Below are 23049 nucleotides of genomic sequence, written 5' to 3' on the forward strand. Positions count from 1 at the left end.
TCATGCTCGGGCGCCGGGCCAGGTCCGCGGCGCTCATCGCGGCACGGGCAGCGGCCCAGGCCTGCTGGCGGCGGTAGGCGGCCACGACCTCGACCGCGGCGTAGTCCCCGACCCCACCGACGTCGATGCCCTCGAGCGCGGCGGCGAGCTGCGGGCCGGGCGCCAGGCCCGCGAGCCACTCACCCAGCGCCTCCCCACCATCAGCATCCGCCGCCGGCGGGACCAGTACACCCCCAGCCGGGGCAGCGGGCGCGGGCCCGGTCTCCTGGAGCCAGGCGGGCGGAGCGGCTGCGGGCACCACGGCTCCGGCCCCGGCCCCGGCTGCGGGAGCGGGCGCCGGGTCGTCCAGCCTGGCCGGACCAGCGGGGGCGGGCTCGGTCTCCTCGAGCCAGGCGGGCGGGACGGCGTCCTCGCCCGCGGACCACCCACCCCCGGAGGCCTCGTCGAGCCGCTCGTCGATCTCGCCGCGCGCACGCTCACGGGCGTTGAGCTCGGCGGTCTCCTGGGCGAAGAGCGCCCTCATGAACGCGACGTCGGCCTCGGTCTCCATCTCCGCCGCGCAGAGCGGATCCCACGGGCCGCACCTGCACCCCGTCGCCACCGACCCCTGCTCTTCGAACATGTGTCCACCCTAGAACGAGGGTCTGACATCAAGCACGAAGCCACCCCCGAGGGGTGGACAGACACGCAAGCCGCACCGAGCGCGAGCCAGCGCCGGCCCGCGGGGGCCACGGCCGCTCAGCCTCCGAGGTGCCCCGCGAGGCGCTGGTGGCGCTCGGCGCTCGCCTCGTTCATCCCGACGATCGTCGCCGTCTTCCCCTTGGCTGCGTACTTCGTGACGATGGCGTCGAGCGTCGCCACGGTCGACGCGTCCCAGATGTGGGAGCCGGACATGTCGATGACGACGTTCGCGGGGTCGCCCGTGTAGTCGAACTGGTAGACGAGGTCGTTGCTCGAGGCCCAGAACAGCTCCCCGACGACGGCGTAGACGCGGGTGTCGTCGTCGGGGTGGTCGACGTCGACCACCTGGGTGAAGTGGGCGACGCGCCGCGCGAACATGAGCGCGGCGACGACGACGCCCGTGACGACGCCGTAGGCGAGGTTGTGCGTGAGCACGGTGACGGCGACCGTCACGACCATGACCGTCGTCTCGGACCGCGGCATCCGGCGCAGCGTGGACGGGCGCACGGAGTGCCAGTCGAACGTCCCGACCGCGACCATGACCATGACGGCCACGAGGGCGGCCATGGGGATGAGCCCGACGACGTCGCCGAGCCCGACGACGAGGATGAGCAGGAACACGCCGGCGAGGAACGTCGAGATGCGGGTCCGCGCTCCCGAGACCTTGACGTTGATCATCGTCTGGCCGATCATCGCGCACCCGCCCATGCCCCCGAAGAAGCCGGTGATGACGTTCGCCGCACCCTGGCCGAGCGACTCGCGGGTCTTGTTCGAGTGCGTGTCAGTCACGTCGTCGACGAGCTTGGCCGTCATGAGCGACTCCATGAGGCCGACGAGCGCCATGGCGATCGCGTACGGGGCGATGATCTCGAGGGTCTCGAGAGTGAGCGGCACGTCCGGGAAGAACAGAGACGGCAACGACTCCGGCAGGTCGCCCTGGTCGCTGACGTCCGGCACGTCGAGAGCGGCCAGCAGGGTTACGCCCGTCAGCAGCACGATCGCGACGAGCGGCGCGGGTACGACCGTCGTCAGCCGGGGCAGCAGCACCATGATCGCGATGCCGACGGCGACCATCGCGTAGACCGGCCAGCCCACGCCCGTGAGGTAGGGGAGCTGCGCCGTGAAGATGAGGATCGCCAGGGCGTTGACGAAGCCGATCATGACGCTGCGCGGGATGAAGCGCGTGAGCCGGGCGACGCCGAGGAGCCCGAGGACCACCTGGATGAGGCCGCCGAGGATGACGGTGGCGATGAGGTAGTCCATGCCGTGGTCGCGCATGACCGGCGCGATGACGAGCGCGATCGCCCCGGTCGCCGCCGAGATCATCGCCGGCCGGCCACCGAGGAACGCGATCGAGACGGCCATGGTGAACGAGGCGAAGAGCCCGACGCGCGGGTCGACCCCGGCGATGATCGAGAACGAGATCGCCTCCGGGATGAGCGCGAGCGCGACGACGAGGCCGGCGAGCACCTCGGTCTTCAGCCGCTTCGGGGACCGGAGCGCGCCCATGACCGACGTGACGTCGGCGCTGCGGGCCTCGCGCCGCTCCTCCGGGGTCTGGCGAGCGGGCGTGGACGAGGGCAGCGGAGAGGTCATGGGAACTCCTTGGGCTCCGAGGTGCCGGGCGCAGAAGCACCCGGCGCGCAAGGTCAGGCGGCGACGAGCGGGGTGAGGTCGGCGTCGGGGTGACGGCGGAGCACCGACTGGAGGCGCCACTTGTCCGGGAAGAGCGCGAGGAGCTCGCCGTCGGGCCGCTCGAGGACCTCGACGCCGATCTCGCCGGCCAGGACCGCGCTCCACTCGCGCGTCGTGCGCATGGCCAGGCTGTAGGGGAGCGTCTCGAGGTGCACCGGCGCGTTGAACTCGGTCGCCATGCGCGACTCCGCCACCTCGAACTGCATGGGCCCGACGGCGGCGAGCACCGGCGCCTGCTCCCCGCGCAGGTCTGAGCGCAGGATCTGCACGACCCCCTCCGCGCCGAGCTGGGCGATGCCGCGCCGGAACTGCTTGTACCGACCCGCGTCCGCCGCGCGGCACACGGTGAAGTGCTCGGGCGCGAACGTCGGCAGCGGCGGGTACGTCACCGGCTTGTCGACGTAGAGGGAGTCCCCGACCTGGAGGTCGGAGGCGTTGACGAGCCCGACGACGTCGCCCGGGTAGGCCCGCTCGATCCCCGTGCGGTCCCGGCCGAACGCCTGCTGCGCGTACTTCGTCGCGAACGGGCGCCCCGTCCGGGACGACGTGACGACCATGCCGCGCTCGAAGACCCCGGAGCACACCCGGATGAAGGCGAGCCGGTCGCGGTGCGCGGTGTCCATCCCCGCCTGCATCTTGAAGACGAACGCGCTGAACGGGTCCTCGACGGACTGGGTGCCGCCGTCGGCGGTGGGCCGGTCGCCGGGGGAGGGGGCGAGGTCGACGAGGACGTCGAGGAGGCCGTGCACGCCGAAGTTCCGGACGGCGGAGGCGAAGAGGACGGGCGCCGAGACACCCGCCAGGAACGTCTCCTGGTCGTGGTCGCCGCCCGAGACGCCGAGCAGTTCGGCCTCCTCGACGGCGTCGATCCACGCCTGCCCCTCGCTCGCGGCGGCCTCCTCGGCGGAGAACCGCTCCTCGGGCGCGATGTGGGCGCCGCCCGCCGTGTGGGTGAAGCGCACGTACTCACCGGTGCGCCGGTCGAGCACGCCGCGGAAGTCGCCCGCGATGCCGACGGGCCACGTGAGCGGCGTCGGCGTGAGCCCGGTGCGGTCCGCGATCTCGTCCATGAGCTCGAGGGCCTCGCGGCCGGGCCGGTCCCACTTGTTGATGACAGCGATGACCGGGATCCCGCGGTGCTTGCAGACCGCGAACAGCTTCATCGTCTGCGGCTCGAGGCCCTTGGCGGCGTCGATGAGCATGACCGCGGCGTCGACGGCCGCGAGCACGCGGTACGTGTCCTCGGAGAAGTCGGCGTGGCCGGGGGTGTCGACGAGGTTGAGGACGGTGTCGCGGTAGGTGAGCTGGAGCGAGGCCGACGTGATGGAGATCCCGCGGTCCTGCTCGATCGACATCCAGTCCGAGACGGTGTGGCGGCGCCCGGTCTTGCCGCTCACGTGGCCGGCCTCGGTGATGGCGTGCGTGTGGAGGGCCAGCGCCTCGGTGAGGGTGGACTTTCCCGCGTCGGGGTGGCTGATGACGGCGAACGCACGCCGGCGTGAGGCCTGCGCCGTCACGTCCGTGCTCGCGGTCGTCCTGACGTCGTCCTGCACGTTCCTCCTCGTGGCCCCTGTGCGTGTGCGCCGGGGCGCTCGCTCGCTGCCTGCGGGGGAGGTCCCAATCTACCGCGACGACATGGGGCGGCCGGCGTCGTGACCAGGCTGGGGAGGGTGATGTGCACCGCCATGCGGTCGTGCCCGACGCCGGGTGGGCCGCCCGGGCGGCGGGTGCAGAGGTGCCCGACGGCGGTGGTGGCCGTGCGGGCGGCGGATGGTGGCTGCGGGCGACGGTCGTGCCCGCCTGGCCGGTCGTGCGCCCACCCGACGGTGTGGTTTCGGCCGTGCCGGACGACGCCGGCTGCCCGCTCCCGACGGCGGTCGCGCCCGCCCGTGGGAACACCGCAGGGGCGCCCCCGCGGTGCGGGGACGCCCCTGCCGGGGTGACGGACGCTCAGCCCTTGACGGAGCCGGACATGAGACCACCGATGAAGTACTTGCCGAGGACGATGTAGACGACGAGCGTGGGCAGGGACGCGAAGAGCGCACCCGCCATGGAGACGCCGTAGTTCTGCAGCAGGGCACCGTTCGCGAGGTTGTTGAGCGCGAGGGTGACCGGGCCGTTCTGGCTGGAGGAGAAGAACACGGCGAAGAGGAAGTCGTTCCACGCCGAGGTGAACTGCCAGATGAGGACGACGACGAAGCCCGGCGCCGAGATCGGCAGGATGACCGAGGCGTAGGTCCGCAGCATGCCTGCGCCGTCGACCCGCGCCGCCTCGATGAGCTCGTGCGGGACCGACTGGTAGTAGTTGCGGAAGATGAGCGTCGTGATCGGGATGCCGAAGATGACGTGCAGGATGATGAGCGAGGGAACGCCCGACGGGATGTTGGCCCCGAGCATGAGCTGGAGCATCGGGATCATGACGGCCTGGTAGGGGATGAACATCCCGAAGAGGATGACCGTGAAGACGATGTTCGCCCCGCGGAACGTCCACCGCGAGAGGACGAAGCCGTTCATCGACCCGAGGATGGCGGCGATGAGCGCGGCCGGGACCACCATCTGCAGCGTGCGCCAGATGGAGGGCGCGAGCGCGTTCCACGCGGCGACCCAGTTGTCGGTGGTCCACGTCGTCGGTAGCGCCCATGCCCGCGCGGGGGAGGCGTCGCCGGATCCCTTGAAGCTCGTGACGAGCAGGACGTATACGGGGATGAGGACGACGAGCAGGAAGAAGAGGAGGACGGCGTAGCGCAGCGTGCGGCCGAGGCTGAACCGGCCCCGGGTGGGGCGGGAGAGCCCGGGCGGCGGTGGCGGCGGCAGCGGCTTGCCGCCGCTCTCGCCGGCGTGGATGGGCGGGACGGGAACGGCGCCCGTGGTCGTCGTCATGTCAGCGCTTCTCCGCCCGGGCGTTGTGGATGAGGTACGGGATGATGACCGCCGCGACGATGATGAGCAGGATCGAGCCGACAGCGGCGGAGTTCGCGTAGTCGAAGCTCGACTTGTACACGTACATGTCGATGGCGGGCACCTTGGTCTGGTAGTTCGCGGGCTTCGAGATCGACATGATGAGGTCGAACGCCTTGAGCGACATGTGACCGACGATGACGAGCGCGCTCAGCGCCACCGGCGAGAGCTGCGGGAAGAGGACGTGGCGGTAGAGCTTCCACTCGGAGGCACCGTCGATGCGTCCCGCCTCACGCAGCTCCTCGGGGATCCCGCGGAACCCGGCGAGGAAGAGCGCCATGACGTAACCGGAGAGCTGCCAGATCGCCGGGATGGCGATCGCGGCGATGCCCCACGAGACGTTGTTCCACCAGGGGTTCTGGAGGAAGTCGAGCCCCATCATCTGGAAGAGACGGTTGAGCCCGCTCGCCCGCTCGCCCTCGTTGGAGTTGAGGAGCCAGCGCCACACGACTCCCGAGGCGACGAAGGACACCGCCATGGGGAAGAGGTAGACCGAGCGGAAGATGCCCTCACCCTTGATGGGCTTGTCGAGCAGCCAGGCCCAGACGAACCCGAGCACCATCGTGCCGACGAGGAAGACGACGGTGTAGAGGAGGAGGTTCTTCAGCGAGTGCTGGAAGGCCTCGTCCGCGAGGAGGGCGAAGTAGTTCTCGAAGCCGACCCCGTTGACCGGTGCCTGACCGGTCGCCTGCGGGGCGGTGTGGTTGTCGGTCGTCGACGTGAGGAAGTTCGCCCCGATGAGGCCGTAGACGAAGACGCCGATGAGGATGAGCGAGGGGGTGAGGAGGAGGACGGGTGGTCCCCACGTGCGGACGGTCCGGAACATCGATGCACCTCGGGAGTGAGCGACGGATGAAACATGCTGTGCGGGGCAGAATGGTGTCCCGGCCGCCCCACACTGCCTCGACGGTCAGCGGATCAGCCCGCGACCGCCGCCGCGAGCTCGCTCTGGTACGCCGCGAGGTCGGAGGCACCCACCGTGAACTTGCTCGTCGCGTCGGAGATCGCGTTGAGCACCGAGATCGAGCTGGCCGCGCCGTGCGCGAGCGAGGGCACGATCGCGTCCTGGCCGTAGGAGTCGATGGCGGTCTGCTGGTACTCGGAGAAGTCGGCCGGGTCGGCGTCGGTCCGCGCCGGGATGGAGCCCTTGGCCTGGTTGAAGGCCACCTGGCCGTCGAGGGAGCCGACGGTCTCGAGCCACGCCCTCGCGCCGTCCGGGTTCGGGGCGCCGACCGGCAGGGTGAAGGAGTCGGCGAGGAAGCCGAACATGCCGTCCGTACCGGGGACCGGGAAGTGCACGAAGTCCTCGACGCCCTGCTCCTCGAACGCGGCCACGGCCCAGTCGCCCATGACGTTGTACGCGGCGGTGCCGTCGATGACCATCTGCGTCGCCTCGGGCCAGTCGAGGCCGTCGCGGTCGGTGTTCGTGTAGCTCATGAGCTTCTCGAAGTCCTCGAGAGCGGCCGTGACCTCGGCGCCCTCCCAGTCGGTCGACCCGTCCCACAGGCCGTTGTAGGCCTCGGCGCCGAGACCGGCCATGAGGACCGTCTCGAGGAGGTTGACCTGGGTCCACGTCGTGGCGACCGAGAGCGGGACCTGGCCGGCGGCCTGGACGGCGTCGAGCGCCTCGAACCACTCGTCCATGTCCGCGGGGACCTCGGCCGGGTCGAGCCCGGCGCCCTCGAGGACGGTCGGGTTGGCCCACACGACGTTCGAGCGGTGGATGTTCGAGGGCACCGAGTAGATGGCGCCGTCGACCGTGAGGAGGTCGATGAGGTCCTGCGGGAAGGCGTCGGTGAGCCCGAACTCCTCGTAGAGGTCGGAGACGTCCTCGAGCTGGCCGGCGCCGATGTAGTCGGCGAGCTCCTCACCGGCGTGCGCCTGGAACGTGTCCGGCGGGTCGTTCGCCTGCAGCCGCGACTGCAGGAGGTCCTTCGCGGCGGAGCCGGCACCACCGGCGACGGCCCCGTTGATGAACTCGACGTCCGGGTGCTGCTCCTCGAAGACGGCCACCATGGCCTCGAGGCCGGCGAGCTCGGATCCCGCCGCCCACCAGGTGAAGACCTCGACCTCGCCGCCGCCTCCGCCCCCGGTCCCGTTGTCACCCGCGTCAGTCGCGCCGTCCGTGCCGCCGTCGTCGCTGCCGCAGGCCGTCAGCGCCAGGCTGGCTGCTGCGAGGGCCGCTACCACTGTCGTGCGTCGCATCGTCACTCCTTCGAAACTTCATCGTCTCCGGGCCGGGCGTCGAGCCTCGGCCTCGGCCGATCCGGATGTGGACCGGTCGGCGTCTCGGCGACAGTCTCGCCCATGAGGTACCCATCACGTCAACTAGTGGAGGAAACCGACACCAGTTTGTAACCTTGACGACGTCCGCAGACCCCGCGCCGAGGCGGGTGGGCGAGGACGTCGAGGAGCGAAGTGCTCAGGATCGACCAGCGGTCGCTCCCGTGTGCGCCCCGTGCGCGGCCTCGGCGGCGAGGGACACCGCCCCGAGCACCTCGGCCCGGGCGCCGAGCGCGGACGCCTCGACGCGCAGCCGTGACCCGATCGAGGGGATGCACGTGCGCCGGACGGTCTCGCGCACGGCGTCGAGCAGCGGCTCACCCGCGGCCGCCAACGGCCCGCCGAGCAGGACGAGCGCAGGGTCGAAGAGGTTGCCGAGGACGGCCACCCCGCGGCCGATGCTGCGCCCCACGTCCTCGAGGACGCGCTCGCAGGCCCGGTCGCCCCGGGCGGCGAGGGCCAGGACGTCGTCGAGGGTGAGCTGCGGACCGAGCGTCGGCCGCAGCATGTCGAGGATCGCCGTGACGGACGCGACGGTCTCGAGGCACCCGCGGCTGCCGCAGCGGCACACGATGCCGTCGGGGTCGAGCGGGGTGTGCCCGAGCTCACCGGCGCTGCCGACCGCTCCGCGGTGCAGCGCCCCGTTGATGAGGATCCCGGCGCCCAGGCCGGTCGAGACCTTGAGGTAGATGGCGTGCGCGACGTCCCGCGCCGCCCCGTGCCGCGACTCCGCGAGCATGCCGAGGTTGGCGTCGTTGTCGATGCTGACGGGGATCCCGAGCTCCGCGCGCAGGACCGAGACGACGTCGAAGCCCACCCACTCGGGGAGGATCGCGCCGACGCCGATGAGGTGCGTCGAGCTGTCCAACGGTCCCGGGAGGCCGATCCCGAGCGCGCTGAGGTCGCCCCGACCGGCGCCCAGCTCGTCGAGGAGCTCGTCGAGGACGTCGAGGACGAGGTCCGTCGTCAGCTCCCGGGCGTGCCCGACGGCGAGGGGCACGTCGCGCTCGGCGCGGATCTGCTCGTCCCGGTCGGCGAGCGCCACCCTGACGTGCCGCCGGCCGACGTCGACGCCGGCGAGGAGCCCGGGGGCGGTGGCGAGCCGGACCCGGCGTGCCGGCCGGCCACGACGCTGCGGCAGGGCCGGCTCCGCGTCCTCGACGACGAGGCCCTCGTCGACGAGCTCGGTGACGAGGCTCGAGGCCGTCGTCGGGGAGAGCGCGAGCTCGCGGGCCATGTCGGCGCGGGACAACGGGCCGCGCTCGCGCAGGAGGCCGAGGACGTCGGCCCGGTTCTGTGCCCGCAGCCGCCCCGCGCCGCGAGCTGGGTCGCCGCTCCGCACAGGATCGCCCACCGGGCCACCTTTCCTTCGCTCGATGAGGTAAAGAAGGCCCACGATAAGGCACGTCCCTGCAGTTTGTGAAGAAATGCACTCGGTCGGTGCGCAGGCGGGCGCTGCGCAGGCGGGCTCACGGGTCGCCTCCGGGACGCGAACAGCGGGCGCGCCAATGTCGGGATCGGGCGTGGCACCTGGCCCGACCGTCGGCGGGACGGGCTACCCGTGAGCGCGGTGGCGGTCGCCTGCCGTCGTCGCACTGCGGCGGACGTCGCGCTCCGACGGACGTGGCCTGCGGCGGACGTGGCGCCGCCGAACCGTGCTGTGGCGGCCCGGCGTCGTCAGCGGAAGACGACTGTCCTGCCGCCGTCGAGGAGGACCCGGTGCTCCGCGTGCCAGCGGACCGCCCGGGCGAGCACCCGCCGCTCGACGTCCTCACCGAGCGCGACGAGCTCGGCGACGTCGTCGCTGTGGTCGACGCGCTCGACGTCCTGCTCGATGATCGGCCCCTCGTCGAGGTCGGCGGTGACGTAGTGGGCGGTCGCGCCGATGAGCTTGACGCCGCGCTCGTGCGCCTGGGCGTAGGGGCGTGCGCCCTTGAAGCTCGGGAGGAACGAGTGGTGGATGTTGATGATGCTGCCGGCGAGCTCGCGGCACAGCGGGTCGGAGAGCACCTGCATGTACCGGGCGAGGACGACGAGCTCGACGTCGCGCTCCCGCACGAGCTCGAGCAGGGCCGCCTCTGCCTGCGGCTTCGTCTCCTTCGTCACCGGCACGTGGTGGAAGTCGTAGCCGTAGAAATCCGCCATCGGGGCGAGGACGGTGTGGTTCGAGACGACACCGACGACGTCGATCGGCAGGCGCTCGCTGCGCTCGCGGAAGGCGAGGTCGTTGAGGCAGTGGGCCGCCGTCGAGACGAGGACGAGGGTGCGCAGCGGGCGGCCGACGACGTCGAGGGTGAACGTCATGCCGAAGCCCTGCGCCAGCTCGGCGAGCGCCGCCTCGACCTCGGCGCGCGGCGCGGCGGTCTCGACCTGCACGCGCATGAAGAACAGGCCCGTCGCCGGGTCCCCGAACTGCTGTGACTCGGTGATGTTGCCGCCGTGCGCGGCGAGCAGCCCGGCCACCGCGGCGACGATGCCGGGCTGGTCCGGGCAGGACAACGAGAGCACCAGGTGGGTGCGGTCGGCGTTCGGCAGGCTCATCCGGCCGAGGCTAGTCCACCCGGCTGGCGCCGGGACCCTCGCGCCGCACCGCGGACGTGCTGCCCCTGCCGGGGCCGCGGCACGGACGCGGCGGCCCGGGCCGCGATCCGCGGTGCCGGGGGCGCCGGAGCCGCACCGTGGACCGCGGTCCGCGGCGCCGCTCGGGGTGCAAGGATGGACGCATGGACGACCTGCGCATCGACCTCGTCGACGACACCGCGGCCGGTGAGCTGCTCACGGTGCGGCGCGCCGCGTTCGTCACCGAGGCCCAGATCTACAACGACCCGAACATCCCGGCGCTGACGCAGACGCTCCCCGACCTCCGCGAGGACCTCGCCCGGGCGGACGTCGTCACCCTCGGGGCCTGGCGCGGCACCCGGCTCGTCGGCTCGATCCGCGTCGAGCTCGAGGAGGAGCGCGCGAACCTCGGGCGGCTCGCCGTCGTCCCGGACCTCCAGGGCAAGGGCATCGGCACCGAGCTCCTCATGGCGGTGCTGAACTACCTCCCGGAGCAGACCAAGGAGGTCTGGGTGTTCACCGGGCAGGACTCGAAGCAGAACCTGTCGATGTACGCCAAGCACGGGTACGAGCACCAGTACGACCAGCACACGGGCGACCTCACGTACGCCTACCTGCGCCGGATCCTCGGCGAGGACGAGGACGCACCCGCCGAGGCCTGAGCGCCGGCCCTGGTAGGCCCGGGGGCGCCCAGTTGGTAGGCTCGGTGACCGTCGCGACTGGCGCCTGAGGTGGATCACCACCGGGGAGCGGCAAGGAAGCAGACCTCGCGGTCGCCCGCCTGGGCCGAGGGTCACCCGAGGACGCGTGCGCGGCACGCGTCCAACGTGTGAGCACCCTGCGGAGGAAGCATGAGCCAGAGCACCACGAGCACGACGTCGGTGGCCGACCAGACGCTGTCCGAGCTCGACCCCGAGATCGCGGCCGTCCTCGAGGGCGAGCTCGACCGCCAGCGCGGCACCCTCGAGATGATCGCCAGCGAGAACTTCGTCCCGCGCGCCGTCCTGCAGGCGCAGGGCTCGGTCCTGACGAACAAGTACGCCGAGGGCTACCCCGGCCGCCGGTACTACGGCGGCTGCGAGCAGGTCGACATCGCCGAGAGCCTCGCGATCGAGCGCGCGAAGTCCCTCTTCGGGGCCGAGTACGCGAACGTCCAGCCGCACTCGGGCGCGACGGCGAACGCCGCCGTCCTCCACGCGCTCGCGACGCCCGGGGACACGATCCTCGGCCTGTCGCTGCCGCACGGCGGCCACCTCACCCACGGCATGAAGATCAACTTCTCGGGCAAGCTCTACGACGTCGCCGCGTACGGCGTCGACGAGCACACCCACCGGGTCGACATGGACCAGGTCCGCGAGCAGGCCCTGGCGACCCGGCCCAAGGTCATCATCGCCGGGTGGTCGGCCTACCCCCGCCACCTCGACTTCGAGGCGTTCCGCGCGATCGCCGACGAGGTGGGCGCGTACCTGTGGACGGACATGGCGCACTTCGCCGGTCTCGTCGCCGCCGGGCTCCACCCGAACCCGGTCCCGCACTCCGACGTCGTCTCCACGACGGTCCACAAGACCCTCGGCGGCCCCCGCTCGGGCATGCTGCTGAGCCGCGACGCCGCGCAGTTCGCCAAGAAGCTCGACTCCGCCGTGTTCCCCGGCCAGCAGGGCGGGCCGCTCATGCACGTCATCGCCGCCAAGGCCGTCGCGTTCAAGGTGGCCGCCGGCGAGGAGTTCGCCGAGCGCCAGCGCCGCACCCTCGAGGGTGCGACGATCATCGCCGACCGGCTCCTCGAGCCCGCCGTGCGTGAGGCGGGGGTCTCCGTCGTCACCGGTGGCACGGACGTCCACCTCGTCCTCGTCGACCTGCGCGCCTCCGACCTCGACGGCCAGCAGGCGGAGGACCTCCTCCACGCCGCCGGCATCACGGTCAACCGCAACGCCGTCCCGTTCGACCCGCGCCCGCCCCGCGTCACGTCGGGCCTGCGGATCGGCACGCCGGCCCTCGCCTCGCGCGGGTTCGGCGCGGCCGAGTTCACCGAGGTGGCCGACATCATCGCCACGGCGCTCACCCAGGGCGCCGGCGCCGACGTCGAGGCGCTGCGCACCCGCGTCGCGGCGCTGACGGACGCGTTCGACCTCTACCCGGGCCTCGTGCAGTGACCGCCCAGGTGCTCGACGGCAAGGCCACCGCCGCGACTATCAAGGGCGAGCTCGCCGAGCGCGTCGCCGCCCTGCGTGAGCACGGCGTCACCCCCGGCCTGGGGACCGTCCTCGTCGGCGACGACCCGGGCTCGCGCAGCTACGTCGCGGGCAAGCACCGCGACTGCGCGGAGGTGGGGATCGCCTCGCTGCGGGTCGACCTGCCCGCCACGGCCACCCAGGACGAGATCGAGGACGCCGTGGCCCGGCTCAACGCCGACCCCGCGTGCACGGGCTACATCGTCCAGCTGCCGCTGCCCGCCGGGATCGACACCAACCGCGTCCTCGAGCTCGTCGACCCCGCGAAGGACGCCGACGGGCTCCACCCGACGAACCTCGGCCGCCTCGTGCTCCGGGTCAACGAGCCGGTCACCTCCCCGCTGCCGTGCACGCCCCGCGCCGTCATCGAGCTCGTCGAGCGCCACGGCGTCGACCTCGCCGGCGCGCACGTCGTCGTCGTCGGGCGGGGGACGACGGTCGGGCGCAGCATCGGCCTCCTCCTCACCCGCCGAGCGGTCAACGCGACGGTCACCCTCACGCACACCGGTACGCGCGACCTCGCCGCCCTCGTGCGCCAGGCGGACGTCGTCGTCGCGGCCGCCGGGGTCCCGGGGATCGTCACGGCGGACATGGTCCGCCCCGGCGCCGTCGTCCTCGACGTCGGCGTCTCGCGCGTCGTCGACCCCGAGACGGGCAAGGCGAGCCTGCGCGGCGACGTCGGCGAGGGCGTGGCCGACGTGGCCGGGTGGCTCTCGCCGAACCCCGGCGGCGTCGGGCCGATGACCCGGGCGATGCTCCTCGCGAACGTCGTCGAGGCGGCCGAGCAGGCCGTGGCGGCGGGTTGAGCCGGGGGATGCTCACCGTCGCCACCGTCAACGTCAACGGCGTCCGGGCCGCGTTCACGCGCGGCATGGGCGCGTGGCTCGCCGAGCGGGACCCGGACGTGCTCCTCCTCCAGGAGCTGCGCGCGCCGGACGACGTCGTCGCCGACCTCCTCGGCCCGGACTGGCACGTCGCGCACGCGGCGTGCGACATCAAGGGCCGCGCCGGTGTCGCCGTCGCGACCCGTGCCCCGGCGACGGCGGTGCGGGTGGGTCTCGCCAACGGCACCCCCGAGGCCGCCGTCGACACGGGCAGGTGGGTGGAGACGGACGTCGTGGTCCCGGGGAGCGAACGCCCCCTCACGCTCGTCTCCGTCTACATCCACTCGGGCACGGCGACGGACCCGGACAAGATGGCGGCGAAGTACGCCCACCTCGACGCGGTGTCGGCACGGATGGCCGAGCTCGCCGCCCAGGCCCGGGCGGGGCAGCGTGACGTCGTCGTGGGCGGGGACGTCAACATCGTCCACCGTGCGCTCGACCTCAAGAACTTCAAGGGCAACCACAACAAGACGTCCGGGGTGCTCGACGCCGAGATCGCCTACCTCGACCGCTGGTTCGACGACCTCGGCTGGGTCGACGTGGGGCGGCGCCTCGCGGGCGACGTACCCGGGCCGTACACGTGGTGGTCGTGGCGCGGCAAGGCGTTCGACAACGACGCCGGGTGGCGCATCGACTACCAGCTCGCGACGCCCGGCCTGGCGGAGCGGGCCCGGGAGGCCGCGGTCGACCGCGCCGCGGCGTACGACCAGCGCTTCTCCGACCACGCGCCGTTCGTCGTCACGTACGACCTCTGACGGCGCCCCGGCCGGTGGCGGTCGGCGGCGCGCGGCAACGTGCGGCGGCGGGCGCCGAGCGCGTGCGTGCCGTTCTGCGCCCTCCGTGCGCCTCGACACGCGCCGTGCCCCTGGTAGACGGGGCGCACGGCGCGTGTCGAGGCGCACGAGGGTGCGAGACGGCCGAGCGTGCGGGCCGCGCGAGCGTGCGTGGTCGGTCCAGGCGGTCAGCCGATGCGCGCGGCCGGGCCGGCCGGCGTGGCGAGGAGGAACTCGGGCTCGGTGAAGCCGTGGGCGGCGAACGCCGCCCGGACCGCCCCGGCCACCGTCGTCGCCGAACCGGCGTCGACGAGCGCGATCGCCGAGCCGCCGAACCCGCCGCCCGTCATCCGTGCGCCGTGGGCGCCCGCGTCCCGGGCGGCCGCGACGGCGACGTCGAGCTCGGGTGCCGAGACCTCGTAGTCGTCGCGGAGCGAGGCGTGCGAGGCGTCCATGAGCTCCCCGGCGGCGCGCAGCCGCTCAGCCTCGAGCGGCCCGGCGCGCAGATGGGCGACGAAATCCTCGACGCGGCCGATCTCGGTGACGACGTGCCGGACGCGCCGCCGGTCGGTGGCGTCCGGGACCGCCGCGAGCGCGGCCTCGAGGTCCGTGACCTCCCGCAGCGTCGCGACGCCGAGCCCGGCGGCGGCACGCTCGCACGCCGCCCGCCGCGCGGCGTACTGCCCGTCGACGAGCCGGTGCTCGGCGCGGGTGTCGACGACGAGGAGCTCGAGGCCGGCGGCGGCGAGGTCGAACGGCACCTGGGCCGTGCCCCCGTCCCGGCAGTCGAGGAGCAGCGCGTGCCCTGGGGCGCAGCGCAGCGAGGCGGCCTGGTCCATGCCGCCCGTCGGCGCGCCGGCCACGTCGTTCTCCGCGCGCACGCACGCGGCGGCGAGCCGGGCGCGCCCGGCGTCCGAGCCGGCGAGGCCGAGCCCCGCGAGCGCGTCGATCCCGACGGCGACCGAGCACTCGAGCGCGGCGGAGGAGGAGAGTCCTGCCCCGTACGGGACGCACGAGTCGACGGCGACGTCGAAGCCGCCGAGCCCGTCCGCCGCCAGCCCCTCCGCCACGAGCGCCCATGCGACGCCCGTGACGTAGGCGGGCCAGCCGTCGACGGCGCCGGCGCTCCCGACCGGCCCGACCTCGGCGAGCCGGAGCTCGCGCACGCCCGGCTCCTGCGCTGAGGCCAGGCGAACGGCGTCGTCGTCCCGGCGGCGCATCGCGACGAAGGTACGGTGCGGCAGCGCGACCGGCAGGCACAGCCCGCCGTTGTAGTCGGTGTGCTCCCCGATGAGGTTGACCCGCCCGGGCGCGGCCCACACCCCGTCGGGGTCGGCGGAGAAGCTCACCGCGAACAGCGCGGTCACGCGGGCGGCGCCCTCGACGTCGTCCCAGGCGGGCAGGAACGCACTCACGGCATGACGTCCCGGAACCGGTCGGCGATCTTCTCCGGCGTCGTGTCGGAGACCCATGCCCCCATGCCGGACTCCGAGCCCGCGAGGTACTTGAGCTTGCCGGGCGCCCGCAGGACCGAGAAGAGCTGGAGGTGCAGGCGCAGGTCCTCGCGCCCCTCGTTCACCGGCGCCTGGTGCCACGCGGCGATGTAGGGCAGCGGCAGCGCGCTCTCCTGGCCGTCCGCACCGGAGGTGACGAAGAACTGGTCGCCCGCCCGCAGGATGCGCAGGTAGATACCCGCGAGGTCCTCGCGCTCGGCGTCGTCGAGGGCGGGGAGGTCGGGCACGTCGCGGCGCGGGGCGATGTGCACCTCGACGGGCCAGCGCGCCGCCGCGGGTACGTACGCGACCCAGTGCTCGGACTCGGCCACGACGCGCCGGCCGGAGCGCAGCTCGGCGTCGAGCACGTCGCGCAGGAGGTTGCGGCCGGTGCGGGCGCGGTGCTCGCGCGCCTGGCGGAGCATCGTGGCCGTGCGCGGGGTGAGGTAGGGGTAGGCGTAGATCTGGCCGTGGGGGTGGTGGAGCGTGACGCCGATCTCGCGGCCCCGGTTCTCGAAGCAGAAGACCTGCTCGATCCCGTCGAGCGCGCCGAGCTCGGCCGTGCGGTCCGCCCACGCCTCGATGACGGTGCGCATCCGGCGCTGCCCGACGCCCGCGAGCGAGGCCGTCGAGTCGGGGGAGAAGCAGATGACCTCGCAGCGCCCGGCGGCGGGGCGCACCGGCCACAGCTCCTCGCCGTCGACGTGGGAGACGGCGTCCTCCTGGCCGGGGACGCGCAGGAGGGAGGGGAAACGGTTCTCGAACACGACGACGTCGTAGTCCTCCGCCGGGATCTCGCCGTCGGAGTAGGCCGCTCCCGGCTTCGCGGGCGCGAGGGGGTTGGCGTCGGCCGGGGGCAGGTGCGTGCGGTTCATGCGGTGGCTCGCCATGGGGACCCACTCCCCGGTGAGGACGTCGTAGCGCATCTCGGGAGCGGTGACCGGGCGCTGCCCGCCGTCGGCGCCCGCGACGGGCGCGAAGCGGTCCGGCAGCGGGCGCGGGTCGTCGAGGCGGCGGGTCGCGCGGGCGGAGACGTACGGCTCGGAGTCGTCGAAGTAGATGAGCTCGCGCCCGTCCGCCAGCGTCGTGGCGGTCCGGCGGACCGGTGCGTGCTGCGGTTCAGGAGCCACCGATCGCCACCTCCAGGGAGAAGTCGTACGTTTCGGCCGCCGCGCGGGTCTCGTCGTCGGGCTCGACGTCGGTGACGAGCGCGGCGAGGTCGTCGGGCCGGCAGAACGTTCGCAGGCCGCGCACGCCCCACTTGCTCGAGTCCAGCACAGCGACGGCGGATCGGCCCGTCGACAGCAGGGCCGCATTCGTCTCGGCCTCCTGGAGGTTGGGCGTCATGAGACCGATGCCGGGGTCGAAGCCGTGCGCACCGAGGAAGACCCACTCGACGCGGATCGAGCGGAGGTAGTCCACGGTCGCGGGCCCGACGAGGGCGTCCGACCGGGTGCGCTCGCCGCCGGTGAGGACGACGGTGGGCGCCGCCTGCCCGGCCTCGCGGGCGGCCTCGGCCCCGGTGTGGAGGACCTCGGCCGCGGGCAGGGAGTTCGTGATGACGGTGAGCGTGCCGAAGGAGGGGAGGGCGGTGAGGGCGCGCGCGACGGCGAGCGTCGTCGTCCCGGCCGAGAGCGCGAGCGAGTCCCCCTCCTGGACGCGGGACGCTGCGAGGAGACCGATCCGCGTCTTCTCCTGCTGGTGCTGGGTCGACTTCACGGCGAAGCGCGGCTCCTGCGCGGAGCGGGTGGGGCTGACGGCGCCACCGTGCACCCGCGCGACGAGGCCGCGCTTGACGAGGCTCGTGATGTCCCGGCGCACCGTCATCTCGGAGACACCGAGCTGCTCGACCATCTCGGCCACGCGGACGCCCCCGTGCTGGCTCACGGCCGAGAGGATGTGGTTCTGGCGCTGGCGCGCGAGCAGCGGCGGGCCGTCGGCGGTGACGGGGGGCGCGAGGGCGTCCGGGCTCATGCGGCTATTGTGCACCAACTCCCAGAAGCGAACACGTCCTACCAGCACCGAGAACGGGCGGCGACGGGTGCGACCTGCGCGCACAGCCTGCGAGGATGGGAGCCATGACCCGTCTGTCCACGGCGCCGGGCGCCGCGCCGAGCGGGCGGGCCTGACGTGCACCTGCCCCCGCGCCGCGACGGCGAGCTCCGCATCGGGGTCGCCCTGCCCGTGCCCGAGCCGTACGGCCTGTGGCTCCAGAGCCTGCGGGCGCGCCTCGGTGACCCGATGGCCCGGCGCAGCCCCGCCCACGTGACGATGCTCGGCCCCACGGTGGTCGCGCAGGACGCGTTCGACGACGTCGTCGCCCACCTCCAGTCGGTGGCGCACGCGCACGCGCCGTTCGTCGTCAGTCTCGCCGGCCCGGGCACGTTCCGGCCGGTGAGCCCGGTCGTCTTCGCCCGGGTCGTCGCCGGGGCGCACGAGCTGGCGGCGCTCGAGAGCGCGGTGCGCTCAGGCGTCCTCGCGTACCCCACGCGGTTCGACTTCCACCCGCACGTCACCGTCGCCCACGAGGTCCCTCCCGCGACGCTCGACGAGGCGGCAGCGGCCCTCGCGGACTTCGCGGCGACCTACGTCGTCACGAGCCTCGCGCTCTACACCCACGCCGACGACGGCGTGTGGCGCACGGCGCGGGACGTGCCGCTCTCCGGGCCCCGACCGGAGCGGGACGCGGCTCTCGCGCCTGAGGCCCCGACCGCCGGGCCGGACGGCCCGGCGCCGGCTCCCGACGGCCGCGCGGGGGCGGCGTGACGCTCGCCGAGCGGGGGAAGGCGCTCGTCGCCCGCGGGCAGCGGATCCTCGAGTGGTACGAGCACGGGCGTGTCGGCCGCGCCGTCGCCCGCTACATCAAGGCCCGCGGGGGCCTCCTCGCGGGCGGCATCACGTACTCGGCGCTCTTCTCCATCGCCGCGGCCCTGACGATCGGGTTCACCGCCTTCACGCGCGTGCTCGGGGGCAACGACGAGCTCCGTGAGCGCGTCCTCGACGCCGTCAACGACGCCCTGCCCGGGATCCTCCAGACCGGAGCGGACGACGGGCTCCTCGCTCCCGACGACCTCGTCCTCGAGACGGTCCTCACCCCGGCGAGCGTCGCCGCCGCCGCCGTCCTCGTGTGGACCGCCGTGTCGATGATGCGCGCCCTGCGGCGCTCGGTCCGGGCGATGTTCGGCATCGTCACGCCGCGGGAGAGCATCGTGGCCGGCCGTGTGCGCGACCTCGGCGGGTTCGTCCTGCTCGCGCTCGCCGTCGTGCTCACCGCCGTGCTCGGCATCGCGGCCGGCGCGGCCGGGGAGTGGGTCATGGACCTCCTCGGCATCGAGGGGGCGATCGCGTCGTGGGGCCTGCGCCTCCTCGGGATCGGCGTCGCGCTCGCCGTCGACTCCGCGGTGTTCGTCCTCCTCTTCCGGGTCCTCGCCGGTGTCCGCGCGCCGCGCCGCGACCTCGTGCTCGGCGCCCTCATCGGCGGGCTCGCGGCGAGCACGCTGCGGCTGGCGGGGACGTCCGTCGTCGGGGGCGCCGACGACCCCCTGCTCGCCTCGGTCGCTCTCCTCGCCACCCTGCTCGTGTGGGTCAACCTGCTCGCCCGCATCCTCCTCCTCGTCGCGGCGTGGACGGCGAACCCGCCCGCACCCCCCAAGCCCGACAGCCCGGAGGACACGCACTACGACGAGCGGCCCAACTACGTCACCCTCACGGTGCCCGGGACGCTGGAGTGGGACTACCACGCGACGACGGGGGCGGTGCAGGCGTCGAGCACCGAGCGGGAGGCCACCCTGCGCCGCGACCTCGACCGGCTCGGCGAGGAGGGCCTGGCGATGATCGCCGCGCGGCGCGCGGCGGCCGAGGACCGCCGGCGGGCGGACGACCTCCTCGCCCGCGAGCGTGAGCGCGCGCAGGACGCGGCCCGGGCGGAGCCGGTGGGGCGGCTGACGGCGGCGTGGCGGCGCCTGCGCCGGCGCCGGTAGCGCGGCGGGCGGTGCCGGGGGCCCTCAGACGCCGACGGGCGGCCGCGCTGCTGCGCGACCGCCCGTCGTTGCCTGCCGACGCTGCTGCTCAGCGGCCCCGGCCGAGCGCGTGACGCAGGTCGAAGTTGAGCTGGGAGATGTTGTCGAGCGGGATGCCCACCGGGCACACCGCGGTGCACTCACCGATGTTCGTGCAGCCGCCGAAGCCCTCGTGGTCGTGCTGGTCCACCATGGCCACGACGCGCGCGTCACGCTCCGGCTGGCCCTGGGGGAGCTGCCCGAGGTGCGTGATCTTCGCCGCCGTGAAGAGCATCGCCGAGCCGTTCGGGCACGCCGCGACGCAGGCGCCGCAGCTGATGCACGCGGCGGACTCGAACGCACGGTCGGCGTTCTCCTTCGGCACGGGCGTCGCGTGGGCGTCCGGGGCGGAGCCGGTGTTCGCGCTGATGAAACCGCCGGCCTGGATGATCCGGTCGAACGCGCCGCGGTCGACGACGAGGTCCTTGATGACCGGGAACGGGTCGGCGCGCCACGGCTCGACCGTGATCGTGTCGCCGTCGGCGAAGGAGCGCATGTGGAGCTGGCAGGTCGTGGCGATCTCCGGGCCGTGGGCGACGCCGTCGATCATGACCCCGCACATGCCGCAGATGCCCTCGCGGCAGTCGTGGTCGAAGGCGACGGGCTCCTCACCACGGGAGATGAGGTCCTCGTTGAGGACGTCGAGCATCTCGAGGAACGACATGTCCTCGGTGACCTCGTCGAGCTGGTAACCGACCATGCGGCCCGGCGTCTCGGCGTTCTTCTGGCGCCATACCTTGAGCGTGATTCTCACTTGTAGCTCCGCTGCTTCATCTCGACGTGGGTGTACACGAGATCCTCCTTGTGCAGGACGGGCGCCGAGTCGGTGCCCTCCCACTCCCACGCGGCGACGTAGGCGAACTCGTCGTCGTGCCGCATGGCCTCGCCGTCCTCGGTCTGGCTCTCGCCCCGGAAGTGCCCGCCGCAGGACTCGCGGCGGTGGAGGGCGTCGATGCACATGAGCTCGGCGAGCTCGAAGAAGTCGGCGACACGCCCGGCCTTCTCGAGGGACTGGTTGAGCTCCTCCGCCTCACCGAGGACGCGGACGTCGGTCCAGTACTGGGCGCGCAGGGCGCGGATCCTCGCGATCGCGGTCCGCAGCCCCTCCTCGGTGCGCTCCATGCCGCAGTACTCCCACATGATCGTGCCGAGCTCCTTGTGGAAGGAGTCGACCGACCGGGTGCCGTTCGTCGACATGAAGGTCGCGATGCGGGCGCGGACGGCCTCGGCGGCCTCGACGACCTCGGGGTGGTCCGGCGTGATCTTCTCGAACGGCCCCGCGGCGAGGTAGTCGTTGATCGTGTTGGGCAGGACGAAGTACCCGTCGGCGAGGCCCTGCATGAGCGCCGAGGCACCGAGGCGGTTGGCGCCGTGGTCGGAGAAGTTCGCCTCGCCGGTGACGAAGAGCCCGGGGATCGAGGACTGGAGGTCGTAGTCGACCCACAGGCCGCCCATCGTGTAGTGCACGGCGGGGTAGATCCGCATCGGCACCTCGTAGGGGTTCTCCCCGGTGATGCGCTGGTACATGTCGAAGAGGTTGCCGTACTTGGCGCGCACCGCGGCGAGGCCGAGGCGCTCGATGGCGTCGGCGAAGTCGAGGTAGACGCCGCGGCGCACGCCCTCGACGGCGGGGCCGACCCCGCGCCCGTCGTCGCACACGTTCTTCGCCGCGCGCGAGGCGATGTCGCGGGGGACGAGGTTGCCGAACGCCGGGTAGATGCGCTCGAGGTAGTAGTCGCGCTCGTCCTCGGGGATGTCGCGCGGGTTGCGGGTGTCCCCGGCGACCTTCGGCACCCAGATGCGGCCGTCGTTGCGCAGTGACTCGCTCATGAGCGTGAGCTTGGACTGGTGCTCCCCGGACACCGGGATGCACGTGGGGTGGATCTGCGTGAAGCACGGGTTGGCGAAGTGGGCGCCCTTGCGGTGCGCACGCCAGATCGCCGTCGTGTTCGAGCCCATGGCGTTCGTCGACAGGAAGAAGACGTTGCCGTACCCGCCGGTGGCGAGGACGACGGCGTCGGCGAGGTGCGTCTCGATCGCGCCGGTCACCATGTCGCGGACGATGACCCCGCGCGCCTTGCCGTCGACGACGACGAGCTCGAGCATCTCGTGCCGGGTGTAGGTCTGGACCGTGCCGGCCGCCACCTGCCGCTCGAGGGCCTGATAGGCGCCGATGAGGAGCTGCTGGCCCGTCTGGCCCCGCGCGTAGAACGTGCGGGAGACCTGGACGCCGCCGAAGGAGCGGTTGTCGAGGAGGCCGCCGTACTCACGCGCGAAGGGCACGCCCTGGGCGACGCACTGGTCGATGATGTTCGCGCTGACCTCGGCGAGCCGGTAGACGTTCGACTCGCGGGAGCGGAAGTCGCCGCCCTTGACCGTGTCGTAGAAGAGGCGGTAGGTCGAGTCGTTGTCGTTGCGGTAGTTCTTCGCGGCGTTGATCCCGCCCTGGGCGGCGATCGAGTGCGCGCGGCGGGGGGAGTCCTGGTAGCAGAAGGACTTGACCTGGTACCCGGCCTCGCCGAGCGTGGCGCCGGCGGACGCGCCGGCGAGGCCCGTACCGACGATGATGACGCTCAGCTTGCGCCGGTTGGCCGGGTTGACGAGGCGGGCCCCGAACTTGCGCTCCGACCACCGCTTCTCGATCGGGACGTCGGGTGCCTTGGTGTCACGGATCGGCTCACCCTCGAGGTAGAGGCCGGCGACGAGCTTGTCAGTCATGTGCGGGGGGCTCCACGGTCCTAGTCGATGATGCCGAAGAAGATGGCGAACGCCGGGGCGAGGAAGCCGACGACGACGATGACCGCGACGGCGAGGGCCGCGCGCTTGATGTCGCGCTGGCGCTTGCCGCTGGACCACCCGAGCGTCTGGACGGCGCTCCAGATCCCGTGCCGCAGGTGCATGCCGAGGGCGACCATGGCGACGACGTAGATGAGGAGGATGTACCACTGCGAGAACCCGGCGATCATCCGGTCGTAGGGGCTGTCGAACGAGCCGCCCACCTCGATGGTCAGGGTGGTGAACTGCAGGATGTGGAAGACGATGAACGCGAGGAGGGCAAGACCGCCCCAGCGCATCGTGCGCGACGACAGCGTCGAGCCGACGGCCTTCTTCACCGTGTACCGCGTCCCGCGGGCGCGGCTCGCGCGGCGCCACAGGATGACCGTCGCCGTCACGTGGACGACGAGGCTGGCGACGAGGACGAGCCGCATGATCCACAGGAAGCCCGCGTACGGCAGGAGCGGCTCGCCGAGCTCACGCAGGTGCTCCGCGTAGCCGTCGAACGCCTCCTGCCCGGAGAGCACCTTGAAGTTTCCGTACATGTGGGCGAGGAGGAAGAGCACGAAGAGGACGCCGGTGACGGCCATGGCCATCTTGAGGGCGACCGTCGTGCGGCGGGCGGTGACCCGCTTCCTCGCAGACGTGGTGGTGGACAC

The 23049-nt window shown here is 72.8% G+C and carries 19 protein-coding genes, 1 pseudogene and 1 riboswitch; of the genes and pseudogenes, 6 read left to right on the forward strand and 14 right to left on the reverse strand.

What is annotated here, in order from left to right:
* The 8 genes and pseudogenes from V2J63_RS12670 to purU form a co-directional block, all read right to left on the reverse strand.
* Positions 1 to 622: pseudogene (locus V2J63_RS12670) on the reverse strand (hypothetical protein); the annotation flags it as partial.
* A gap of 116 nt (positions 623 to 738) precedes the next feature.
* Positions 739 to 2190: a SulP family inorganic anion transporter gene (locus V2J63_RS12675; protein WP_331231537.1), complete on the reverse strand. Its 1452-nt coding sequence runs from the start codon at positions 2188 to 2190 to the stop codon at positions 739 to 741.
* A 140-nt stretch (positions 2191 to 2330) separates the two neighbouring features.
* Positions 2331 to 3929, reverse strand: coding sequence for a peptide chain release factor 3 (locus V2J63_RS12680; RefSeq protein WP_331231412.1), 1599 nt, complete (start codon positions 3927 to 3929; stop codon positions 2331 to 2333).
* Positions 3930 to 4326: 397 nt separating this feature from the next.
* Positions 4327 to 5256: a carbohydrate ABC transporter permease gene (locus tag V2J63_RS12685; RefSeq protein ID WP_331231413.1), complete on the reverse strand. Its 930-nt coding sequence runs from the start codon at positions 5254 to 5256 to the stop codon at positions 4327 to 4329.
* Position 5257: 1 nt separating this feature from the next.
* On the reverse strand, positions 5258 to 6160 hold the full coding sequence (locus V2J63_RS12690; protein WP_331231414.1) for a carbohydrate ABC transporter permease: 903 nt from the start codon (positions 6158 to 6160) through the stop codon (positions 5258 to 5260).
* Positions 6161 to 6252: 92 nt separating this feature from the next.
* On the reverse strand, positions 6253 to 7539 hold the full coding sequence (locus V2J63_RS12695; RefSeq protein WP_331231415.1) for an ABC transporter substrate-binding protein: 1287 nt from the start codon (positions 7537 to 7539) through the stop codon (positions 6253 to 6255).
* A 217-nt stretch (positions 7540 to 7756) separates the two neighbouring features.
* Positions 7757 to 8971: an ROK family transcriptional regulator gene (locus V2J63_RS12700; protein ID WP_331231416.1), complete on the reverse strand. Its 1215-nt coding sequence runs from the start codon at positions 8969 to 8971 to the stop codon at positions 7757 to 7759.
* Between the two features lie 323 nt (positions 8972 to 9294).
* Positions 9295 to 10158, reverse strand: coding sequence for a formyltetrahydrofolate deformylase (gene purU, locus V2J63_RS12705; protein ID WP_331231417.1), 864 nt, complete (start codon positions 10156 to 10158; stop codon positions 9295 to 9297).
* A 182-nt stretch (positions 10159 to 10340) separates the two neighbouring features.
* Between purU and V2J63_RS12710 the strand changes: the two genes are divergently transcribed.
* From V2J63_RS12710 to V2J63_RS12725, 4 genes are all read left to right on the forward strand, one after another.
* Positions 10341 to 10838, forward strand: a complete 498-nt coding sequence (locus tag V2J63_RS12710; protein WP_331231418.1) for a GNAT family N-acetyltransferase — start codon at positions 10341 to 10343, stop codon at positions 10836 to 10838.
* A gap of 43 nt (positions 10839 to 10881) precedes the next feature.
* A riboswitch (ZMP/ZTP riboswitch) is annotated at positions 10882 to 10970 on the forward strand.
* 57 nt (positions 10971 to 11027) lie between these two features.
* Complete coding sequence (gene glyA, locus V2J63_RS12715) at positions 11028 to 12329, forward strand: serine hydroxymethyltransferase (RefSeq protein WP_331231419.1); 1302 nt, start codon at positions 11028 to 11030, stop codon at positions 12327 to 12329.
* A complete protein-coding gene (locus tag V2J63_RS12720; RefSeq protein WP_331231420.1) occupies positions 12326 to 13213 on the forward strand; it encodes a bifunctional methylenetetrahydrofolate dehydrogenase/methenyltetrahydrofolate cyclohydrolase in 888 nt (295 codons plus the stop codon). The genes glyA and V2J63_RS12720 overlap by 4 nt, the downstream gene beginning before the upstream one ends.
* Before the next feature lie 8 nt (positions 13214 to 13221).
* Complete coding sequence (locus V2J63_RS12725; RefSeq protein WP_331231421.1) at positions 13222 to 14046, forward strand: exodeoxyribonuclease III; 825 nt, start codon at positions 13222 to 13224, stop codon at positions 14044 to 14046.
* A 206-nt stretch (positions 14047 to 14252) separates the two neighbouring features.
* Here the strand turns inward: V2J63_RS12725 and galK are convergent, their stop codons facing one another.
* From galK to V2J63_RS12740, 3 genes are read right to left on the reverse strand one after another with little or no spacing between them, the layout of a single operon-like run.
* Positions 14253 to 15479: a galactokinase gene (gene galK, locus V2J63_RS12730; protein ID WP_331231422.1), complete on the reverse strand. Its 1227-nt coding sequence runs from the start codon at positions 15477 to 15479 to the stop codon at positions 14253 to 14255.
* Positions 15476 to 16687, reverse strand: coding sequence for a galactose-1-phosphate uridylyltransferase (gene galT, locus V2J63_RS12735; RefSeq protein ID WP_331231423.1), 1212 nt, complete (start codon positions 16685 to 16687; stop codon positions 15476 to 15478). The genes galK and galT overlap by 4 nt, the downstream gene beginning before the upstream one ends.
* Positions 16677 to 17531, reverse strand: a complete 855-nt coding sequence (locus V2J63_RS12740) for a DeoR/GlpR family DNA-binding transcription regulator (RefSeq protein WP_331231424.1) — start codon at positions 17529 to 17531, stop codon at positions 16677 to 16679. Before V2J63_RS12740 ends, galT begins: the two co-directional genes overlap by 11 nt.
* Positions 17532 to 17687: 156 nt before the next feature.
* On the opposite strand from V2J63_RS12740, the gene V2J63_RS12745 reads away from it, so the two are divergent.
* Both V2J63_RS12745 and V2J63_RS12750 read left to right on the forward strand, forming a co-directional pair.
* Complete coding sequence (locus tag V2J63_RS12745; protein ID WP_331231425.1) at positions 17688 to 18323, forward strand: 2'-5' RNA ligase family protein; 636 nt, start codon at positions 17688 to 17690, stop codon at positions 18321 to 18323.
* Entirely contained in the window at positions 18320 to 19537 is a 1218-nt protein-coding gene (locus tag V2J63_RS12750; protein ID WP_331231426.1) for a YihY/virulence factor BrkB family protein, read from the forward strand. The genes V2J63_RS12745 and V2J63_RS12750 overlap by 4 nt, the downstream gene beginning before the upstream one ends.
* Before the next feature lie 88 nt (positions 19538 to 19625).
* On the opposite strand, the gene V2J63_RS12755 is transcribed toward V2J63_RS12750, so the two are convergent.
* Genes V2J63_RS12755 through V2J63_RS12765 form a run of 3 tightly spaced genes read right to left on the reverse strand, consistent with a single transcriptional unit; the run spans position 19626 to position 23049 of the window.
* Complete coding sequence (locus V2J63_RS12755; RefSeq protein ID WP_331231427.1) at positions 19626 to 20369, reverse strand: succinate dehydrogenase/fumarate reductase iron-sulfur subunit; 744 nt, start codon at positions 20367 to 20369, stop codon at positions 19626 to 19628.
* Complete coding sequence (locus V2J63_RS12760) at positions 20366 to 22333, reverse strand: fumarate reductase/succinate dehydrogenase flavoprotein subunit (RefSeq protein WP_331231428.1); 1968 nt, start codon at positions 22331 to 22333, stop codon at positions 20366 to 20368. The genes V2J63_RS12755 and V2J63_RS12760 overlap by 4 nt, the downstream gene beginning before the upstream one ends.
* Positions 22334 to 22353: 20 nt before the next feature.
* The gene (locus tag V2J63_RS12765; protein ID WP_331231429.1) at positions 22354 to 23049 is read right to left on the reverse strand and encodes a succinate dehydrogenase cytochrome b subunit; all 696 of its coding nucleotides are present in this window, start codon (positions 23047 to 23049) and stop codon (positions 22354 to 22356) included.

Origin of the sequence: Georgenia wangjunii, from assembly GCF_036421975.1 — a bacterium.
GTDB classification, from domain to species: domain Bacteria; phylum Actinomycetota; class Actinomycetes; order Actinomycetales; family Actinomycetaceae; genus Georgenia_A; species Georgenia_A wangjunii.